Origin of the sequence: Caballeronia sp. SEWSISQ10-4 2 (genome assembly GCF_030464885.1) — a bacterium.
GTDB lineage: Bacteria > Pseudomonadota > Gammaproteobacteria > Burkholderiales > Burkholderiaceae > Caballeronia.
On the sequence record NZ_JALPRJ010000033.1, the window covers coordinates 58,594 to 75,944 of the forward strand.

The window sequence follows — 17,351 nt, forward strand, 5'->3', positions numbered from 1 at the left end:
CTCATCCGGCGTGCGCCACCCAGGAGACTCAACGTGATTCGCGATGCAGAAACCCAGACCTTGCTTGAAGACGCCATTCGACGTTTTGTGCGCGAGACGCTCGTGCCACGCGAAGCCGAAGTGGACGAGACCGACCAGATTCCCGCCGATGTGCTCGCCGCCATGCGCGAGATCGGCTTGTTCGGGCTGACCATTCCGGAGGCTTACGGCGGACTCGGGCTGACCATGGAAGAGGAAGTGCGCGTGGCGTTCGAACTTGGCCAGACATCGCCGGCTTTCCGGTCCGTGATCGGCACAAACAATGGCATCGGCTCGATCGGCATTCTGCTCGACGGCAGCGAGGAGCAGAAGCAGCACTATCTGCCCAAGCTCGCCGCGGGTGAGCTGATCGGGTCGTTCTGCCTGACCGAGCCGGACTCGGGCTCGGACGCGGCGTCGCTGAAAACCACGGCGCGCAAGAACGGCGATCACTACGTGCTGAACGGCACGAAGCGCTTCATCACGAACGCGCCCGAAGCCGGCATCTTCACGGTGATGGCACGCACGAGCGACGCACAAGGCGCGAGCGGCATCTCGGCGTTCATTGTGGAGCGGGAATCCCCCGGGCTGTCGCTTGGCAAACCCGACAAGAAAATGGGTCAGCGCGGCGCACACACGTGCGACGTGATCTTCGAGAATTGCCGCATTCCGGCCGGGCAATTGATCGGCGGCGTGGAAGGCGTCGGGTTCAAGACAGCAATGAAGGTGCTCGATAAAGGGCGCTTGCACATTGCGGCGGTGGCGATCGGTGCAGCCAAACGGATGCTGCGCGACGCCCTCGCCTACGCCATGGAGCGCAAGCAGTTCGGCCAGCCGATCGTCGAATTTCAGCTCGTGCAGGCCATGCTTGCCGACAGCAAGACCGAGATCTACGCGGCCGAATGCATGGTGCTCGACGCCGCGCGCCGCCGCGACGAGGGCCGCGATGTATCAATAGAAGCTTCGTGCGCCAAGTACTTCGCGACCGAGATGTGCGGCCGCGTGGCCGATCGCGCGGTGCAGGTGCACGGTGGCGCGGGTTATATCTCGGAGTACGGCATCGAACGTTTTTATCGCGACGTGCGGCTGTTCAGGCTCTACGAAGGCACATCGCAGATCCAACAAGTGATCATCGCTCGCGGGTTGATGCGCGGCACGGAGATTTGATATGGAAATGGATGTCGATGCCCTGCTCGCCGCGCTGCCCACGCGTATTTCGGAGATTCCCGCGCGCATCGCCGCCCGCGATCCGCAGCATATTGTGTTGATCGAAGACGGGCGGCGTATGAGCGCGGCGCAACTCGTGCAAACCATCGACGACACCGCCCGGCAGCTTGCCAGTCTCGGCGTGCGAGGCGGCGATCGCGTGATGATCGTGAGTGAGAATTGCATCGCGCAGGTCGTGCTGATGTTCGCCACGGCGAAGCTCGACGCGTGGTGTTTGCTCACGAACGCGCGCCTTTCGGCAAGCGAAGTGGATGCAATCCGCAATCACGCGAAGCCGCGTGTGGTGGCGTTTACCGTGGGCACATCGAAGGACGCGGCGAGTCATGCGGATCGGTTGCACGCTGCATCAAACGCTGATGCCTGGCGTTTTGTCGTCGATGACTCCGTGGCGCCGGAACCTGTGGAAACAGATCCGGCCCGTCAATGTGCGGCGCTGATCTACACCACCGGCACGACCGGCGCTCCGAAAGGCGTGATGCTGTCGCATCGCAACGTGCTGTTTATCGCGGCAATGTCCAGCACGCTGCGGCGTGTGACGCCCGACGACGTGGTGTATGCCGTGCTGCCGATTACGCACATCTACGGGCTGGCGTCGGTGTGTCTTGGCAGTTTGTACGCCGGCGCGACGCTCAGGCTCGCGCCGCGTTTCGCACCGGACGCCGTGCGACGGGCATTGGCCGAAGAGAATGTATCGATCTTCCAGGGCGTGCCGGCCATGCACGCAAAGCTCGTCGAACAGGTGCAAGCGAGCGGCACACCATGGCGCGCGCCCGCGTTGCGCTTTGCCTATTCCGGCGGGTCTGCCCTCGATGCCGCATTGAAGGCGCGCGTCGAAAGCGTGTACCAAGTGCCGCTGCACAACGGTTATGGGATGACGGAAAGCAGTCCGACCATCTCGCAGACCATGCTCGACGCACCGCGCGAGGACTGCTCCGCAGGCGAGCCGATACCCGGAATCGAACTGCGATTCGTCGCAATGGATGGCGTGGATGTGGCGCTGGGCGAGGTCGGCGAATTGTGGGTGCGCGGGCCGAACGTGATGCTCGGTTATTACCGCAATGAAGCGCAGACGCGCGCGACGCTCACGCAAGACGGCTGGCTGCGAACCGGCGATCTCGCGCGTCAGGCGGCCGATGGCGCGCTGTATATCGTGGGGCGCAGCAAGGAACTGATCATCCGTTCGGGCTTCAACGTGTATCCGGCTGAAGTCGAGAACGTACTGAACTCACACCCGGACGTGCTGCAATCGGCGGTGATCGGCCGGGCGGTCGAGGGCAACGAGGAAGTGATTGCGTTCGTCGAACTGGTGCCGTCGGTGCATGCGCTGCCTGCCGATATCGTCGAATGGTGCGAAGCGCGTCTTGCGCCATATAAGCGTCCCGCCGAGATCCGGGTGCTCGCCGCACTGCCGGCGGCATCGACGGGGAAGGTGTTGAAGCACAAGCTGCGGGACGAGCTTTAGCCTCTAATAACCCTCAACCGCGCGGATGATGCTCCTTGTGCAGGATCCTCAAGCGCTCGCGTGCGACGTGGGTGTAGATCTGCGTCGTGGAGATATCCGTGTGGCCGAGCAGCATTTGCACCACGCGCAGATCGGCACCGTGATTGAGCAAGTGCGTGGCAAACGCGTGGCGCAACGTATGCGGCGAGAGCGGCGCGCGCACGTCGCCGGTAAGCGCGTGGCGCTTGATGATGTTCCAGAACTGCTGACGCGTCATGCCTTCGCCGCGCGTGGTAACGAACAGGGCATCTGCGGCGCGGGCGCCTAGCAACGCCGGCCGCGATTCGCGCAAATATCGTTCGATCCAGTCGTGCGCCACGGCGCCAAACGGGATGAGGCGCTCCTTCGAACCCTTGCCCATCACGCGCACCACGCCTTCGTTCAGGCCGACTTCCACGGTCTTCAGGGTCACGAGTTCGGTTACGCGCAGGCCGCTCGCGTACATGAGCTCAAGCATGGTCCGGTCGCGCAAACCGAGCGCGGTTTCCACATCGGGCGCGTTCAGCAGCGCCTCGACCTGGGCTTCGTTCAAGGTCTTGGGAAAGCGCGGCGGCTGTTTGGCCGAGCGCAGCTTCAAGGTGGGATCGGCGGGCGCGCGATGTTCTCGCAACGCCCACCCGTAGTAGCGTCGAAAAACAGATAACCGGCGGTTTGCCGAGGTCGCTTTGTCCGCGCGGCGGGCAGCGAGATAGCCGTTCATGTCGGCTTCGGTGGCCGTATCGACGCTCGCGCCGCGCGTCGTCGACAACCACTCGGCGAACAAGCGCAAATCCCGCCGGTACGCTTCGAGCGAGTTTTTGGCGAGACCATGTTCGAGCCAGAGCGCGTCGCAAAAGAGATCGATCGATGCGCCGCTCGACACGAGTTCCGGCGCGCGTTCTGCCTCGGTCACTTCCATTGATTTTTCCTGTGAGCGTGAGGTCATGCTTCCTGGCGCCGCGCCCATTCGACGTGTTCGCGGACCAATTCCGACGCATCCGCCGCGCGGGCGTTCAACGCGTTGTGTATTTCCAGGCGCTCGTGAGCGTCCAGCGCCGGTGAGCGCAACGCGTTGCCCATCGCCACCGCAATATTACGCAACCATCGCTCATGTCCGATACGGCGAATCGCGCTGCCCTGCATGCGTTCATCGAAATCACGGGCGCTCCAGGCAAACAGCGCAACGAGCGAGGCGCGATCCAGGCCGTGGCGTACATCGAAATCCGCGACCGGCGCGGCCTGCGCGAATTTGTTCCATGGACACACGAGCTGACAATCGTCGCAGCCATAAACCCGATTGCCGATCAGCGGCCGCATTTCTTCGGGAATACTGCCTTTCAACTCGATGGTCAGGTACGAAATGCACCGGCGCGCATCCACCCGATACGGCGCGACGATCGCCCCGGTCGGGCAGACATCGATACAGCGCGTACAGCTTCCGCAATGCGAACCGTCGTGTTCGGGCGCGTGATCGGGATGGGTCAGAGCGTCGGCGGGAAGCGGAATATCCACCAGAATCTCACCGATAAAAAACAGCGACCCGGCGTCGCGTTGCAACAACAACGTGTGTTTTCCGCGCCAGCCGGTCCCCGCTTTTTGCGCCAGTTCAACCTCCAGCACAGGCGCGGAATCCGTAAATACGCGATACCCGTACGCGCCAATTTCGGCTTCTATACGATCGGCCAATTGCTGCAACCGGCTGCGCATGACCTTGTGATAATCACGGCCGCGCGCATAAACCGACACGACCGCCGCCGCGGGGTCGTCAATGCGCGCCCATTCGGCCGCGCGCCAGTCGCTTGCCTGGCCGTCGGCTGTCGCGCCACTTTCTGGTGCCTTGCCGCTGAGTGTCGATGCCGGCAAATAGGCCATCCGAACTGTAATAACACGTCGCGTGCCGGCCACAAGCTCGGCTGGCCTTGCGCGTTTCATCGCATGTTTGGCCATATAATCCATCTCGCCGTGATAGCCTGCTTCGAGCCATGAAGCCAGGCCTTCTTCGGCTTCCGTCAAGTCGGCGTCGCTGACGCCGACTGCACCGAACCCCAGCTCGCGCCCCCACGCCTTGATGCGCAACGCGAGTTCAGCCAGCGCGGCTTCGTCGTCAATACTGAAGTGGCGCGTGTTCGCGGTGGCGTCGTCTGACGCGCTCTCGCGTTCCACAGGGTGTTCCGGCAAACGGTTCATCACGACATTTTACGAGAATGCCCGACAGCCTCACTCGATCGTTTGCAAACCTTCCCGCCGCGCAGCTCGAACGCCGCTTCGAGCTGCCTGACGAAGACGCGACGCTCGCCTTCGGTGGCCGCTTCGCGCAGGCGATTCTCAAGGTCCGTCGCGCTAAATCAGACACCTCGAGCGAACGTTTTCCCGGTTTGCAGGTCCAGTTGATCGGCGAGCTGGGCGCGGGCAAAACCACGCTCGTGCGGGCGACGCTTCGGGCACTCGGTCATGCGGGCCGCGTGCGCAGTCCCACCTACACGCTCGTCGAACCCTATTCGCTTGCTACGGAAACGGGTCCGCTCGAGCTCTATCACTTCGATCTTTATCGCTTTGCCGATCCAGCCGAATGGGCCGATGCCGGCTTTCGCGAATACTTCGATGCCGGCGCGATCTGCCTGGTCGAATGGCCGCAACGCGCTGGCGGGTTGCTGGGTGTGCCGGACCTCGAATTCACGCTGGAACAGGACGGCGAAGGCCGCGTGCTGATCGCGCGCGCGTTTAGCGAAACAGGAAAGTCATGTCTCGAAAGCTGTTGATCAAGCCGTTTCATTCGATCGAATCGACCGCCACGGCCTCCCACAACTGGCGGCGGCGCCAGGTGCTGCGCGCGGGCGCTTCGACCATCGCGCTCGCCCTGCTCGGACCGAAGCTCGCGCATGCGAGTTCGGTGCTCGGCGTGCGCGTGTGGCCTGCTCGCGATTACACGCGGGTCACGATCGAGTCCGATCAGCCGCTGCAAAACAGCCAGCAATTGCTGCAGGGTCCGGACCGGCTCGTGGTCGACCTGAACGGACTCGACCTGGATCAGGAACTGAAGGATCTCGTCTCGAAGATCACGCCAAACGACCCGCAGATCCAGTCGGTACGTATCGGCCAATATCAGCCTCACGTGGTGCGGATGGTGTTCGACCTGAAGGGGTCTGTAAAACCGCAGGTGTTTACGCTGACGCCGATTGGCAGCTACAAGTATCGGCTGGTCTTCGATTTGTATCCGGCCGTCGCGCCCGATCCGCTGATGGATTTGCTGGCCCAGTCCGAGCACAAGCAGCAAACCTTTGACCAGACCAATCCCAACCCGACGCCGCCGCCCGCCACGTTGAGCGGCCCTGCCACGCCGCCGAAAGCGAACGTACCGGACAACACCGACGAGTTTTTCCAGAAGTACGCGCAATCCGATCTGCCGCGCGCGCCTTCACCGTCCGCGTCGCCCGTCCCGCCCGTCCCGCCTGCCGCGCCGTTCCCGAAGCCACGGCCTACGGTCAAGACGCCGCCGCCCACGGCGCTGGCGCAGCAGCAAGATGACTCATCCGACAACGGCACCAGCGATGACTACGGCTTTTCGAATCCGAAGAGCAACAAGTCCGGCACGACGCGCCTGCTCACCGTCGCGATCGACCCGGGCCATGGCGGCGAAGATCCGGGCGCGATCGGCAGCGCTGGAACGTATGAGAAGCACATTGCCCTTGATGTCGCGAAGAAGCTGCGCGCCAAGATCGATGCTCAGCCGAACATGCGCGCGATGATGACGCGCGACGCTGACTTCTTCGTGCCGCTCAACGTGCGTGTGCAGAAGGCGCGTCGAGTGGGTGCGGACCTGTTCGTTTCCATTCACGCCGATGCGTTCACCACGCCCGAAGCGCGTGGTTCGTCGGTGTTCGCGCTCTCCGATCACGGCGCTTCGAGTGCGGCTGCGCGCTGGATGGCGAACAAGGAGAACTCGTCGGATTCCATTGGCGGGATCAACGTGAAGACACAGGACGCGAGCGTCAACCGGGCCTTGTTCGACATGTCGACGACCGCGCAGATTCGCGACTCGATGCGCTATGGCAACTTCGTGCTGAACGAGATCGGCGATATCAACAAGCTGCACAAGGGCTCGGTGGAACAAGCCGGTTTTGCGGTGTTGAAAGCGCCGGACATTCCATCGATCCTGGTGGAAACGGCGTTTATCAGTAACCCGGAAGAAGAACAGCGCCTTAACGACGATGCTTATCGCGACAAGATGGCTAACGCGATCATGAAGGGCATCAAGCGGTACTTTGCGGCGAATCCGCCGCTCGCAAAGAGCCGGATGACTTAAAGGGCTTGGGTTTCGCTCCCACCAACACGGTGCGAGCGAAACCCCCAGGCCTATCTCGCCGCCGATAAAAACCGCTGCCGAAACCATCCGCCAAAGACATTCACGACTAGCCCCACCATCACCAGCACCGCGCCGACGAGTTCCATCGGGCTCAACCCCTCATCGAGCAGCAAGGCCGCTGAAACCAGCCCGACGATCGGGACAAGCAACGAAAACGGCGCAACCTGACTTGCGGGATAACGCGCCAGCAGCTTCCCCCACAACGTATAACCCAGCATCGTCGCGACAAACGCCAGATAAACGATCGCAAGGATCGAGATAAGCGAAATGCCCGACAAGCTGGCGGAGATGCGCGCCGGCCCCTCCAGCATCAGCGAGAGCGCGAGAAATGGCAGCGGCGGCACCAGGCTCCCCCACACCACGAGCGACAGCAACTCGACCTTGCCCATCCGTTTCGTTATCACGTTACCCATACCCCACATGGCCGCCGCCGCGAGCGTGAGCAGGAACCCGGCAACGGTCATTGCGTGTCCGGCCTGCACCCCGATCACAGCAAGCCCGCAAGCCGCAATCAGCAAACCTGCGACGTTCGGGCCACGAAAGCCCTCACCGAGAATCATGGCCGCGAAGATCAGCGTAAAAAACGCCTGTGCCTGCAAGACGAGCGACGCAAGGCCCGCAGGCATGCCAACGGACATCGCGTAGAAAAGCAGCACGAACTGGCCCAGTGAGATGGTCGCGCCGTAGGCGAGCAGCCAGCGAAACGGGACAGCCGGGCGCTTGATGAAAAACACCGCCGGAAAAGCGACCAGCGTGAAACGCAACGCGCCAAGAAGCATGGGCGGCACACCGTGCAGGCCCACCTTGATCACCACGAAGTTCACGCCCCAGGCGAGAATCACAATCAGCGCGGACAACAAATCCTTGGGGGACATCGCCGTCTCCGTGAGTTTTATTCGAAGCTGGTTTTTGGATCAGACCGAAAGCTGCGACGCCCCGAAATCAGATCGAACGCAATTCGACACTGTAGCGGACGACTTTGCAAATGCGTTGTGCAAACTCACGCCATAGCCCGTTCGGACAAGGCGTTCTCGCTCCATGGCCCAAGACTGTCAACCCCCCATGATCCGGTCGAACGACCGGCCGAATGGCATACCGCCAGCATAGCGCTTGCATGCTTGCACACGACGCCCAGTAGAATTGCAGTTCCGAGCACGCAATCCGGACGTCCTTATGTCTTCCACAATTCAAGCGTTTCTCAAGCCGCATCAGCACGACGTCGGTGGCCTCATGGTGCGCCGGGTACTCCCCGCGCTGGCCGCCCGGACCATCGGTCCGTTCATTTTCTTCGACCACATCGGCCCCGCAACGCTCGCGCCCGGCGTAGGGCTCGACGTGCGCCCGCATCCGCATATCGGCCTCGCGACCGTGACGTATCTGTTCGAAGGCGCGATCATGCATCGCGACAGCGTCGGCTCCGTCCAGAAGATCGCTCCCGGCGACGTGAACTGGATGACGGCCGGCGGCGGCATCGTGCATTCGGAACGGACACCGGACGAGGAACGCGCCGCCGGGCAGAACATGCACGGCATCCAGACGTGGGTCGCCTTGCCTGTAGCGGAAGAAGACTGCGCGCCGTCGTTCGAGCATCATCCGGCTGCAACGCTGCCGCAGCTTGAACGCAACGGCGTGAACCTGCGGGTGATCGCCGGCAGTGCCTTCGGCGCAACGGCACCGACCACCACGTTTTCGCCCACCCTCTATGTTGCGGCGCAGTTTTCGGCGGACAGCGCCGTGACGCTCGATACTGAGCATGAGGAACGCGGGGTCTATCTGCTGGAAGGCGATCTCACCATCGACGGCGAGACCCTGGACGCCGGCCAGATGGCCGTGCTGAAGACGGGGGTTGCAGCGGATCTGCGCAGTACGGGCGGCGCGATCGCGATGCTGCTCGGCGGCGCGCCGCTGGACGGCCCGCGCTTTATCGAATGGAATTTCGTATCGAGCTCGAGGGAAAAAATCGAGGCGGCGAAACTTGCATGGACCGAACAGCGGATGGGCCAGGTGTCCGGCGAGACGGAGTTCATTCCGTTGCCGCCGCCGCGCCGCGAGGCCAATCCGCCCGTGGCTTGAAGCGTAAGGCTCGGGGCCGCAGGCGACCGCGGAATCAAGCGGGCGCCTTTGAATACAGCACGGTTGAACTCTGCCGCCCCTCCCCAAGATAATTGTTCATCGTTTACGCTTTTCTGGAGGAACACCATTCCCCCCATTCCATCCTCCAACAGCGCTCGTAAATCGCCCCAAAGCCCATGTAAAATGGGCCTCGCATAGATTCTTTCAAACCGTAATCCGCCAAGAACTACCCGGAAAGTCCTGCTAACGGCGGGTACTTTTCTGGGTACTTTTTTATCGATTCCAAGCGCAATGCCTGAATGCCTTTTACGCGACCTACAATGCCGCACGGCCAAACCGCGCAAGTCCGTCTATCGATTGCGAGACGGCGGCCTCTTCCTACGGGTGCGTCCAAACGGACTCAAATACTGGCAGTACCGCTATACCAAGCCCGACCGCCGGGAAGGTTTGATTCAGATTGGACCGTATCCCCGCATCAAGCTGGAGCACGCCAGGACTGCCCGCAATGACCACCGGAACGCTCTCTCGCGGGGTGATGACCCTGCGCCCTCCGAAAGCAAGACAAAGCCCGTAGCGCGGCAGCATCTGTGCGCGCATTGACGTAGCAGCTTTTCGGCGTGAAGCCTGCATTCCGTGACATACGGTAGCTCTGGATAAAACAAGGACAAAGAGGCCGCATCGATTGCTTGTTCAACGTCCGGCCGAAAGACTTCCTGCGCGATCCGATCAGCCTGCGCCAGACTCCAATCCCGTGCGAAACATCGCGGTCCCGCTGGACACTCATCACTGTATCGATGAGGTGGCGGACCGCGTTCACCGTCTCTGTGATTGCGAGACCCGAGAGTAGTTGAGCGTCGGAAATCTCCATGTATGCCCCACAGAACATGCGCGCCACCGTCAGCAGGTCTTCGGGGTCGCCGCCTGCCTCGCCGCCATGTTGGAAGGCACTGCCCGCGCGATACATGAGATTAATGGCAGCCCGGTGCGTCCATGCCGGATAATCCCGTTTCGATTCGACGGCTCCGCTTCGCCAGTTATAGAACGTGCGGTACGGTCCTTCGATGGTCTCTCCCAATGTTCCGAGTGGGCGCGGTTGATGAGGTCTGCAAGTTCGGCCGCAGCGTTGCGCCAATCGCGGCGGAATGCAAACACTTCGCATGTATCTATTGGCGCGAGCAGGTCAGCGAGAAAATAATCGGACAGCGGGTTCCGAGCAAACCTCTCATTGCGCACTTTGATGGTTACGAGATTGCGCACCTCATCGGGAACGTCGCGAATTACCGCGCCGAACGTCCGGTCCAGCATGTCGCATCCTTCGTATGCAACCCTTCACCGAAGTGTCAAGCCAGCCGGTGAAGGTATCCGGGGTTCGAGCCGTCGCTCTAGGCTTGACTTCGAAAGTCTAGCTTAAGGACGAAAACCAGCGCTACTCACAAAGCAACTTTGAAGCAAACAGGAGTCCGAAACCGATGGTTTCTGAGTCGTCAACTGTCCCAGTTCGACCCGCAACAGCCGTTCGGTCCGTCGCAACTTCAATGACCGCTTCCAGGGATTTCCCGACGTCCACCAGCGCTACTGGTGCCCCCGGTGCCAAAGGATGGAAGCACTCGAAGCGCCAGCTTGCTTACAGAAACTTTAGAGATAGTCCATTTCGAACGGACATTCGGAGAGCGAGACCGGTCCCTCTTGCGTAATCAAAACGGGCTGTTCGAGCTTCACACCATCAACGCCCCCTGGTACGCCAATGTAGCTCTCAACACACACGGCCATCCCCTCTTCGAACATGCCGGGATATTGATACGCTGGTGCCTCTTGCGGATAGTAGACGAGCGGATATTCGACACCGAAGCCGATTCCGTGAACGATCTCCGCATAGCGGTTCGGAACGTACACGTCCGGCATTTTCCAGGCCTCGCCGATGAAATCGTGGAAGGAAAGCCCAGGTCGAAGCAACGACAGATTGTGCTGCAGTTGTTCGTACGCGAGCGAGTAATTCGTCCGTTGCTCATCCGTTGGTCGTCTGTCGCCAATCGTGAAAGACCGGGTTTGATCGGTAAAGACACCGTGCGGCCCAACGAGGTCGCTGTCGAAGACCAGCATTTCGCCGGCTTCGACAATCTTGCCCGAAGCCTCGACGAACCACGGATTCGTATGGTGACCAGATGCAAGCCCTCTTGTCTCCTGATATTCGCCTCCGTGTTCGATGTTGTACTGATTCAACAGTGACAGAAGATAATTCTCGCTGACGCCTGGTTTGACGTGCTGACGCATGTAGGCGATGGCGTCAGTGCAGACTCGCATCGAATCCCGCATGATCTCCATCTCCTCAGGAGACTTGATTGACTTTGCGAGTTCAAGCGGCCCTTTGGCATCAACAGTTCGGACTCCGATCCTGTCGAGTGCGCGCAGCGGCAACAGGTCCGCGCGATCGAGACCGAGAATGGCGTCATTTCCACAGACCTCCGTCAGCAAATCGGCAATCTCCACGGCCCATTGTGTCGCGTGCTCTTCGGACCGCGACCCTGAGCCGAAGTAATCCCATGACTTCGCCGGCCGCGCTTCGTCGATTAGATCGTTACGGTCGGAAAGGTGGAGAGCGCCGCCGTAGTTGAACATCACTACTCGACCGGTGACGGCGACAAACGCATAACGAACCATATGATGCGACGACCATACCTGCATGTTGCGGCAGTTCGTGGCATAGCGAAGGTTCAAGGGATCGAATAGCACCGCCGCACTGATGCCAGCAGCCCTCAGCATCGCACGCGTGCGTTCGAGACGGTACGCATAAACTTTCTTGTAGTCACCTGCTTCCATCTTTTGTGCACCTCGTTTCGCTTCCAACACACGGGCGGCACGTTCCCCATGCTCGGCACAGTTGTGCCACGCTACATAGGGTCCAGCCAAAAAATGACGTCCTAAAAGCGGGCTGGTAGGCGCCGAGGTCCACTTGCACAGCACAAGCCCAAACTCGAGCGAGCCAACACCAGGGTCGATTCTGCGAGAGGTTTCCGGTCGCCAGCAAACGAATCTTATTGACTCTGTGCTTCAAATATTTTGAACTACCACATCAGATAGTTTCGTTTGCCTGAAACATACTGACTGGTTATCGTGAACTTGCGTTCGAGGATCGTTGGATGAATGGGCCTCAGGTCGATGCGCTCGCCGAAGCGGGTGGCGATGAATCTCAACGCCTCCGATCATTCGTTTGCGTCCATTTAAATTTGCATCTGGCACGTCCGACATGAACCCTTCCAGTATCACTCCTTCCATCTCCAAACAACGAGCGCCGGCCGACATCGAGCAAAGGATTGCCGATTGGGAAACCTGGCATTGCGACAGTGAAAGGTACGAGCATCACTACGTTACGGGTGCGACGTTCTACGTCGTCCAGGGCCGCGCCAGGCTGACTTTCTCCCACGGTGCTGAGTTCGACATAGAGGCCGGAGACTTCGTTTCGATTGGCGAAGGCGCCGAAGCCGTGTGGGACGTCTTCGCTCCAATCGAAACCCGGTACGCCTGGTCCCACAACAACGGTGCTGCATCTGGGGCGTGCGCATGAGCCAAGTGGTGGAATTTGATTATGTGATTGGCGGAGCAGGCTCGGCCGGCTGCGTACTTGCGCGCCGGCTCGCCGATGCAGGCAATCGGGTGCTGCTGATCGAAGCGGGTCCACGCGACAACTCGTGGGTTATCCGTATGCCCGCAGGCCTGCGGTCGATTTTCGAGCCTGGCTCGCGATACAACTACTGGTTTCAGACGGAACCGCAGAGGAATCTCGACAACCGATGTATCCAGCAACCTCGGGGCCGCGTCCTCGGCGGGTCCTCTTCGATTAACGGCATGACCTGGCTTCGCGGCCACCCTCTCGACTATGACCGGTGGGAGCAGGAAGGAGCGACGGGCTGGGGATGGAAGAGCTGCTTGCCTTACTTCCGGAAGATCGAGCGAAGTGCCGTCAAGAGCGCGTATCGAGGTACAGACGGGTTCATTCACGCCCAGCGCCAGGAGCATCTCTGCCCGCTCAACCAGGCCTTCCTCGATGCAGGCGTCGAAGCCGGCTATCCACTCACCGACGACGTCAACGGATACCAGCAGGAGGGTGTGTCACGCTTCGAAATGAGTGTCGATCACGGTATTCGCAACAGCGCCTCATATGGCTATCTTCACTCGCGCAAGGACGACGGCAATCTGACGATCTGGACGCAGAGTACGCTCAAGCAGATCAATTTTGTCGGCAACAGAGCTACCGGATTTAAGGTGGTGCATGGTGACTCCGTCGTGAACGTCATTGCCCGCAAGGAGACGTTGTTATGCGCAGGCGTTTTCGGCTCACCGCAACTGCTGATGCTGTCAGGAATAGGACCGGGCGAGCATCTTAAAGACAAGGGCATAGACGTGAGAATCGATTTACCCGGCGTTGGACAAAACCTGCAGGACCACCTGGAATGCCACATCCAGATCGAGACAAGAGAACCTGTCTCGCTCAACCGCGAACTCCAGTTGCACAGGATGTTACTCGCTGGAGTTCAGTGGTTCGGGTTTAAGTCCGGCGTTGCGTCCGTAAACCAGTGCCATGTCGGAGCCTTTCTGAAAAGCGCCGATTGCATCGAACACCCGGACATCCAGTTCCACTTCTTCCCTGTGTTCTTCAACAAGGACTGGATTCCCACCAGGCAAACGAATGGGTATCGCATCGGCGTTGGTCCAATGCGCCCAACCAGTCGCGGACAGGTCCGATTGAAGGCAAGGGAAGCTGAGGACCCGCTTTCAATTGATCCAAACTACATGGATACCGAGGAAGACTGGCGAGTCATGCGCGAGTCTGTGCGTCTTGGACTACTGTTCTCCCGGCAACCTGCTTTTCGTCGTTTTCATTACCGCGAGGACATGCCGGGCGTTGATGTAAGCGGGACCGCCGCCCTTGACGAGTTCATCAAGATGGATGCATCGAGTGCGTACCACCCATGCGGAACGTGCAAGATCGGCGCGAAGAACGACCGGTCGGCAGTCGTTGGGCCAGATTTGAAGGTGCGGGGCGTGGAGAGACTGCGCGTCATCGACGCATCGGTCATGCCTTCTGTCCCCAGTGCAAACATTAACGCCGCAACCATCATGTTGGCGGAACGGGCGAGCGACATCGTGCTCGGACGCCGATCATTGCGACCCGAAGCCTTGAAGTTTGTTGCATGACTCGAAGCGGATCGCCGCGAGAAATGAACTGACCCGGTACTTCGCCACTTTCGTAACGCCCCAATAACCTTTTAATACGGAACTTCGAAGAAAATGTTCAAACTGCTCAAGTTTCTCATCCCCGTCGTATTCCTTTTGACAGGAATGACCACGGCTAGTGCGGACGATAAAACGATCACCATTGGCGTGAACAACTGGGCCGAAAACATCGCCGTTGCGAACCTCTGGAAGATTCTTCTCGGCGAAAAGGGTTATGACGTGCGACTGCAGAATGCGGACAAAGCGCTCATCTACAACGGCGTAGCCCAGGGGAAAATTGACTTCACCTTCGAGGTGTGGCTGCCGACACTGGACAAGCCTCCCTACGATAAGGTCAAGGACAGAGTCGCCCTGATCGGACCGTGGTTCAAGGAAGCGAATCTGGGTCTAGTCGTTCCGGACTATGTGACGATCGACAGCATTGAGCAACTCAACGCCAACAAGAGTCTGTTTGCTTCGAGCGGCCAGCCGAAAATTATCGGCATCGACTCCGGGAGCAGCCTCATGCAGGAAACGGAGAAAGCCAAGACGGCCTACGCACTCAACTACGATGTTCAGGCGTCGTCTGAGTCGGCAATGATCCTGTCGTTGGAGCGCGCGGAACAGAGGAAGGAACCGATTGTCGTGACTCTCTGGAAACCGCATTGGATCTGGTCCAAATACAAGCTCAAGTACCTGAAGGATCCGAAGGGCGTGTACGGCTCCGCTGATTCGATCTACGGGATTGAAACGCAAACATTCAAGAAGCAGCACCCCGACGTGGAGCGGTGGTTACAGCAGTGGAAGATGGACGACAATTCGCTCGGTACCTTGATGTCGGAAATCATCAAGCAAGGCGCGTCGACTCCGGAAAAGGGCACGAAGGTCTGGGTTGATGCCAACCGGCCTTTGATCCAGCAGTGGATGCACTGACCATCGGTCGCTTCTGTAGCAGTAAGGACACTTTCCCAAGGTTCCTCTTGCGCAACGGCGTTTCGAACGAAAGAAGCGCGTATCTGTGATGATGAGCCGTCTGATTGCGGTGGGAATACGGGCGGAAGCATAATCGGGTCATCTCGGTTTGGGACGGAGCTAGGCAATGCGACGAGGAAAGCTCGACCTTAACGTACTGGAGACGTATGTAACGGTTTGCCTCTCAGGTAGTCTCAAAAGCGCCGCCGAGCATCTTTTCCTGACGCAGTCGGCTGTGAGCATGCAAATCAAGCGACTTGAGGAGTGTGTTCAGCAACGACTGCTTGAGCGCAATAATCAAAATCTGCGCGTTACCCCTGCGGGCGAGCGTATGCTCGCGCACGCCCGCGCGCTGCTTCGGCTCGAAAACGCGGCGCTGAATGAGTTCCTGAGTGAGCCGATTGCTGGAGAAATTCGAATAGGGGTACCTGCCGACTACGCGCCTGCGCTCTTATCTTCTGCGTTACCTTATCTCCACGATAACTTCCCGGCGGTTGTCCCGTCGGTAGAGTGCGATTTGAGTCGAAAACTGCGGCGAAAACTGGAGAGCAACGAACTAGACCTTGCTATCCTGACGCAGGATGTGGACATTGATTCCGGACTTCCGTTATGGGAAGAGAGGCTCGTCTGGGCTGAACCGGTGCAGACCGAGCAGGTCGCGGACAGCTACATGGCTGTTGGCCTCCTCGACGTCGACTGCGTCATTCGAGACATGACCTTACGGCTTGCAGCCCAGCACGCGCCACTTCATCGAATTGCATTTCGTTCAGGCAATCTCTCGAGCATCGTATCGGCGGTCGAGAACGGCTTCTGTTCATCCCTCCTTCCTCAAAGCGCACTGAGCCCCGGCTCAGGCTCTTTCAACAAACTTAAAATTACGCCAGTCGGTGACCACCTCAGGATTCGACTCGCAATCTCGAGCGACAAAAAGCCGGGATTGGATTCAATCGCCGAGTTCCTTCAGACTCAACTCCTGCTTTCGGCTCGGAGAAACGAGACCAACCCTTGAGGGTAAGGTGAAGTGCTTGTGCCATAAAGTACATTTCTGAACCCCGTCTCATGAGCAATCTGAGTCCCTGGATTGTTCATGATGGGGTCGCGCGTGACCCAAATCTGACGACTGAAGACGCCGCTTGTTGAAGTAAAGAAGCCATTCGAGCGACCACGCCTTTGATCAATCCTATGTCCGTAGATGGCCGATCGCGGTCCGACGCCGAACGTCGCAACTCGACCCGCAAGAGCCGTTCACAACGTCGAAGAGCGGCCATTCACGCAGCAAATCCGACCAAGCTGTCTGCTGCTTACTCCCGTGCGTCAAACTCAACTCTCACCGTGCCCGTTGCGTCAATTTTCCTCAGCCTCACGGTCGCCGGCAGCGCGGCCGTACTGTTTATTGAGAACGACACGCGCAGAGCATTGCTGCTCATCCAAGCAATCTTGGGCGAGAAGCCGTGATCGGCGAAATCATCGCATTCACCCGAATAGACACCGTATTTAGAGGCGGGGCTCGCTTGCCCGGCGTCCACAGAAGCTGGCACAACCAGCAAAGCTTGATGGCAATACGGTGAAATACCTCCGCCACCTGCCCACGTGAGTAGTTCGGCACGGTAGCGACCGTCGGGTGACGGGAACGACTGGAGCGCGTCGGGCTTCGGTTCCTCGGTGGTCTTGATCTTGTGCAGGACGAATCCCATCACGCCGTACATCCCAACGAGGCTCAACGCGATCACTATGATGCGTCTCAACCAACGTAACAATCTCAATATTTGCCCCTGAGTTGAGTAACCTGGCTCGGCTTTTTTAGAAAGCAGGCGGCAATTGTCAACGATCCAGACTTGTCTGTCGAATGTCCCAAACTGGCCGCTCTGTGCCTCTCGCGATCGGCACCAGTTGAGCCATACCGACCAATCGATGCACATGCGGCGGCCGGCGCATAATTGCTCGGGTAATTGATCTTAAGACAAAAATTCGCCCATGATATTCGAGACGGCCGAGACGACGATGTGG

General features: G+C 59.5%; 16 protein-coding genes. 10 read left to right on the forward strand and 6 right to left on the reverse strand.

Translation table 11 applies throughout. The features are described 5' to 3' along the window. Positions 1–33: 33 nt before the first annotated feature. Positions 34–1,185 carry an acyl-CoA dehydrogenase family protein gene (locus M0D69_RS22465; protein WP_301784106.1) on the forward strand — a complete coding sequence of 384 codons (1,152 nt, stop codon included), beginning with the start codon at positions 34–36 and terminating at the stop codon, positions 1,183–1,185. 1 nt (position 1,186) lies between these two features. Beyond that, positions 1,187–2,707, forward strand: coding sequence for a class I adenylate-forming enzyme family protein (locus M0D69_RS22470; RefSeq protein ID WP_301784107.1), 1,521 nt, complete (start codon positions 1,187–1,189; stop codon positions 2,705–2,707). A gap of 13 nt (positions 2,708–2,720) precedes the next feature. Here the strand turns inward: M0D69_RS22470 and xerD are convergent, their stop codons facing one another. Both xerD and queG read right to left on the reverse strand, forming a co-directional pair. Continuing rightward, the gene (gene xerD, locus M0D69_RS22475) at positions 2,721–3,644 is read right to left on the reverse strand and encodes a site-specific tyrosine recombinase XerD (protein ID WP_301784108.1); all 924 of its coding nucleotides are present in this window, start codon (positions 3,642–3,644) and stop codon (positions 2,721–2,723) included. Positions 3,645–3,667: 23 nt separating this feature from the next. Beyond that, entirely contained in the window at positions 3,668–4,912 is a 1,245-nt protein-coding gene (gene queG / locus M0D69_RS22480; RefSeq protein ID WP_301784109.1) for a tRNA epoxyqueuosine(34) reductase QueG, read from the reverse strand. Positions 4,913–4,929: 17 nt separating this feature from the next. On the opposite strand from queG, the gene tsaE reads away from it, so the two are divergent. Both tsaE and M0D69_RS22490 read left to right on the forward strand, forming a co-directional pair. After that, entirely contained in the window at positions 4,930–5,484 is a 555-nt protein-coding gene (tsaE, locus tag M0D69_RS22485) for a tRNA (adenosine(37)-N6)-threonylcarbamoyltransferase complex ATPase subunit type 1 TsaE (RefSeq protein WP_301784110.1), read from the forward strand. Next, positions 5,466–7,028, forward strand: coding sequence for an N-acetylmuramoyl-L-alanine amidase (locus M0D69_RS22490; RefSeq protein WP_301784111.1), 1,563 nt, complete (start codon positions 5,466–5,468; stop codon positions 7,026–7,028). The genes tsaE and M0D69_RS22490 overlap by 19 nt, the downstream gene beginning before the upstream one ends. 50 nt (positions 7,029–7,078) lie before the next feature. Here the strand turns inward: M0D69_RS22490 and M0D69_RS22495 are convergent, their stop codons facing one another. Beyond that, complete coding sequence (locus M0D69_RS22495) at positions 7,079–7,963, reverse strand: EamA family transporter (RefSeq protein WP_301784112.1); 885 nt, start codon at positions 7,961–7,963, stop codon at positions 7,079–7,081. A gap of 298 nt (positions 7,964–8,261) precedes the next feature. On the opposite strand from M0D69_RS22495, the gene M0D69_RS22500 reads away from it, so the two are divergent. Together M0D69_RS22500 and M0D69_RS22505 are read left to right on the forward strand one after the other, a co-directional pair. After that, entirely contained in the window at positions 8,262–9,161 is a 900-nt protein-coding gene (locus tag M0D69_RS22500) for a pirin family protein (protein ID WP_301784113.1), read from the forward strand. A gap of 291 nt (positions 9,162–9,452) precedes the next feature. Next, positions 9,453–9,761 (forward strand): Arm DNA-binding domain-containing protein, encoded by a 309-nt coding sequence (locus M0D69_RS22505; protein ID WP_301784114.1) that lies wholly within the window; start codon positions 9,453–9,455, stop codon positions 9,759–9,761. A 297-nt stretch (positions 9,762–10,058) separates the two neighbouring features. Here the strand turns inward: M0D69_RS22505 and M0D69_RS22510 are convergent, their stop codons facing one another. Continuing rightward, entirely contained in the window at positions 10,059–10,466 is a 408-nt protein-coding gene (locus M0D69_RS22510) for a hypothetical protein (RefSeq protein ID WP_301784115.1), read from the reverse strand. Between the two features lie 330 nt (positions 10,467–10,796). Then, positions 10,797–11,978 (reverse strand): Xaa-Pro peptidase family protein, encoded by a 1,182-nt coding sequence (locus M0D69_RS22515; RefSeq protein ID WP_301784116.1) that lies wholly within the window; start codon positions 11,976–11,978, stop codon positions 10,797–10,799. A 427-nt stretch (positions 11,979–12,405) separates the two neighbouring features. Here M0D69_RS22515 and M0D69_RS22520 point away from each other — a divergent pair, with 427 nt between their 5' ends. From M0D69_RS22520 to M0D69_RS22535, 4 genes are all read left to right on the forward strand, one after another. Beyond that, entirely contained in the window at positions 12,406–12,723 is a 318-nt protein-coding gene (locus M0D69_RS22520; RefSeq protein ID WP_301784117.1) for a cupin domain-containing protein, read from the forward strand. Beyond that, positions 12,720–14,354 (forward strand): choline dehydrogenase, encoded by a 1,635-nt coding sequence (locus tag M0D69_RS22525; protein ID WP_301784118.1) that lies wholly within the window; start codon positions 12,720–12,722, stop codon positions 14,352–14,354. Before M0D69_RS22520 ends, M0D69_RS22525 begins: the two co-directional genes overlap by 4 nt. A 93-nt stretch (positions 14,355–14,447) precedes the next feature. After that, a complete protein-coding gene (locus M0D69_RS22530; RefSeq protein WP_301784119.1) occupies positions 14,448–15,305 on the forward strand; it encodes a glycine betaine ABC transporter substrate-binding protein in 858 nt (285 codons plus the stop codon). Between the two features lie 166 nt (positions 15,306–15,471). Further along, complete coding sequence (locus tag M0D69_RS22535) at positions 15,472–16,353, forward strand: LysR family transcriptional regulator (RefSeq protein WP_301784120.1); 882 nt, start codon at positions 15,472–15,474, stop codon at positions 16,351–16,353. A 292-nt stretch (positions 16,354–16,645) separates the two neighbouring features. Here the strand turns inward: M0D69_RS22535 and M0D69_RS22540 are convergent, their stop codons facing one another. Beyond that, on the reverse strand, positions 16,646–17,263 hold the full coding sequence (locus tag M0D69_RS22540) for a hypothetical protein (RefSeq protein ID WP_301784121.1): 618 nt from the start codon (positions 17,261–17,263) through the stop codon (positions 16,646–16,648). Between the last annotated feature and the right edge of the window lie 88 nt (positions 17,264–17,351).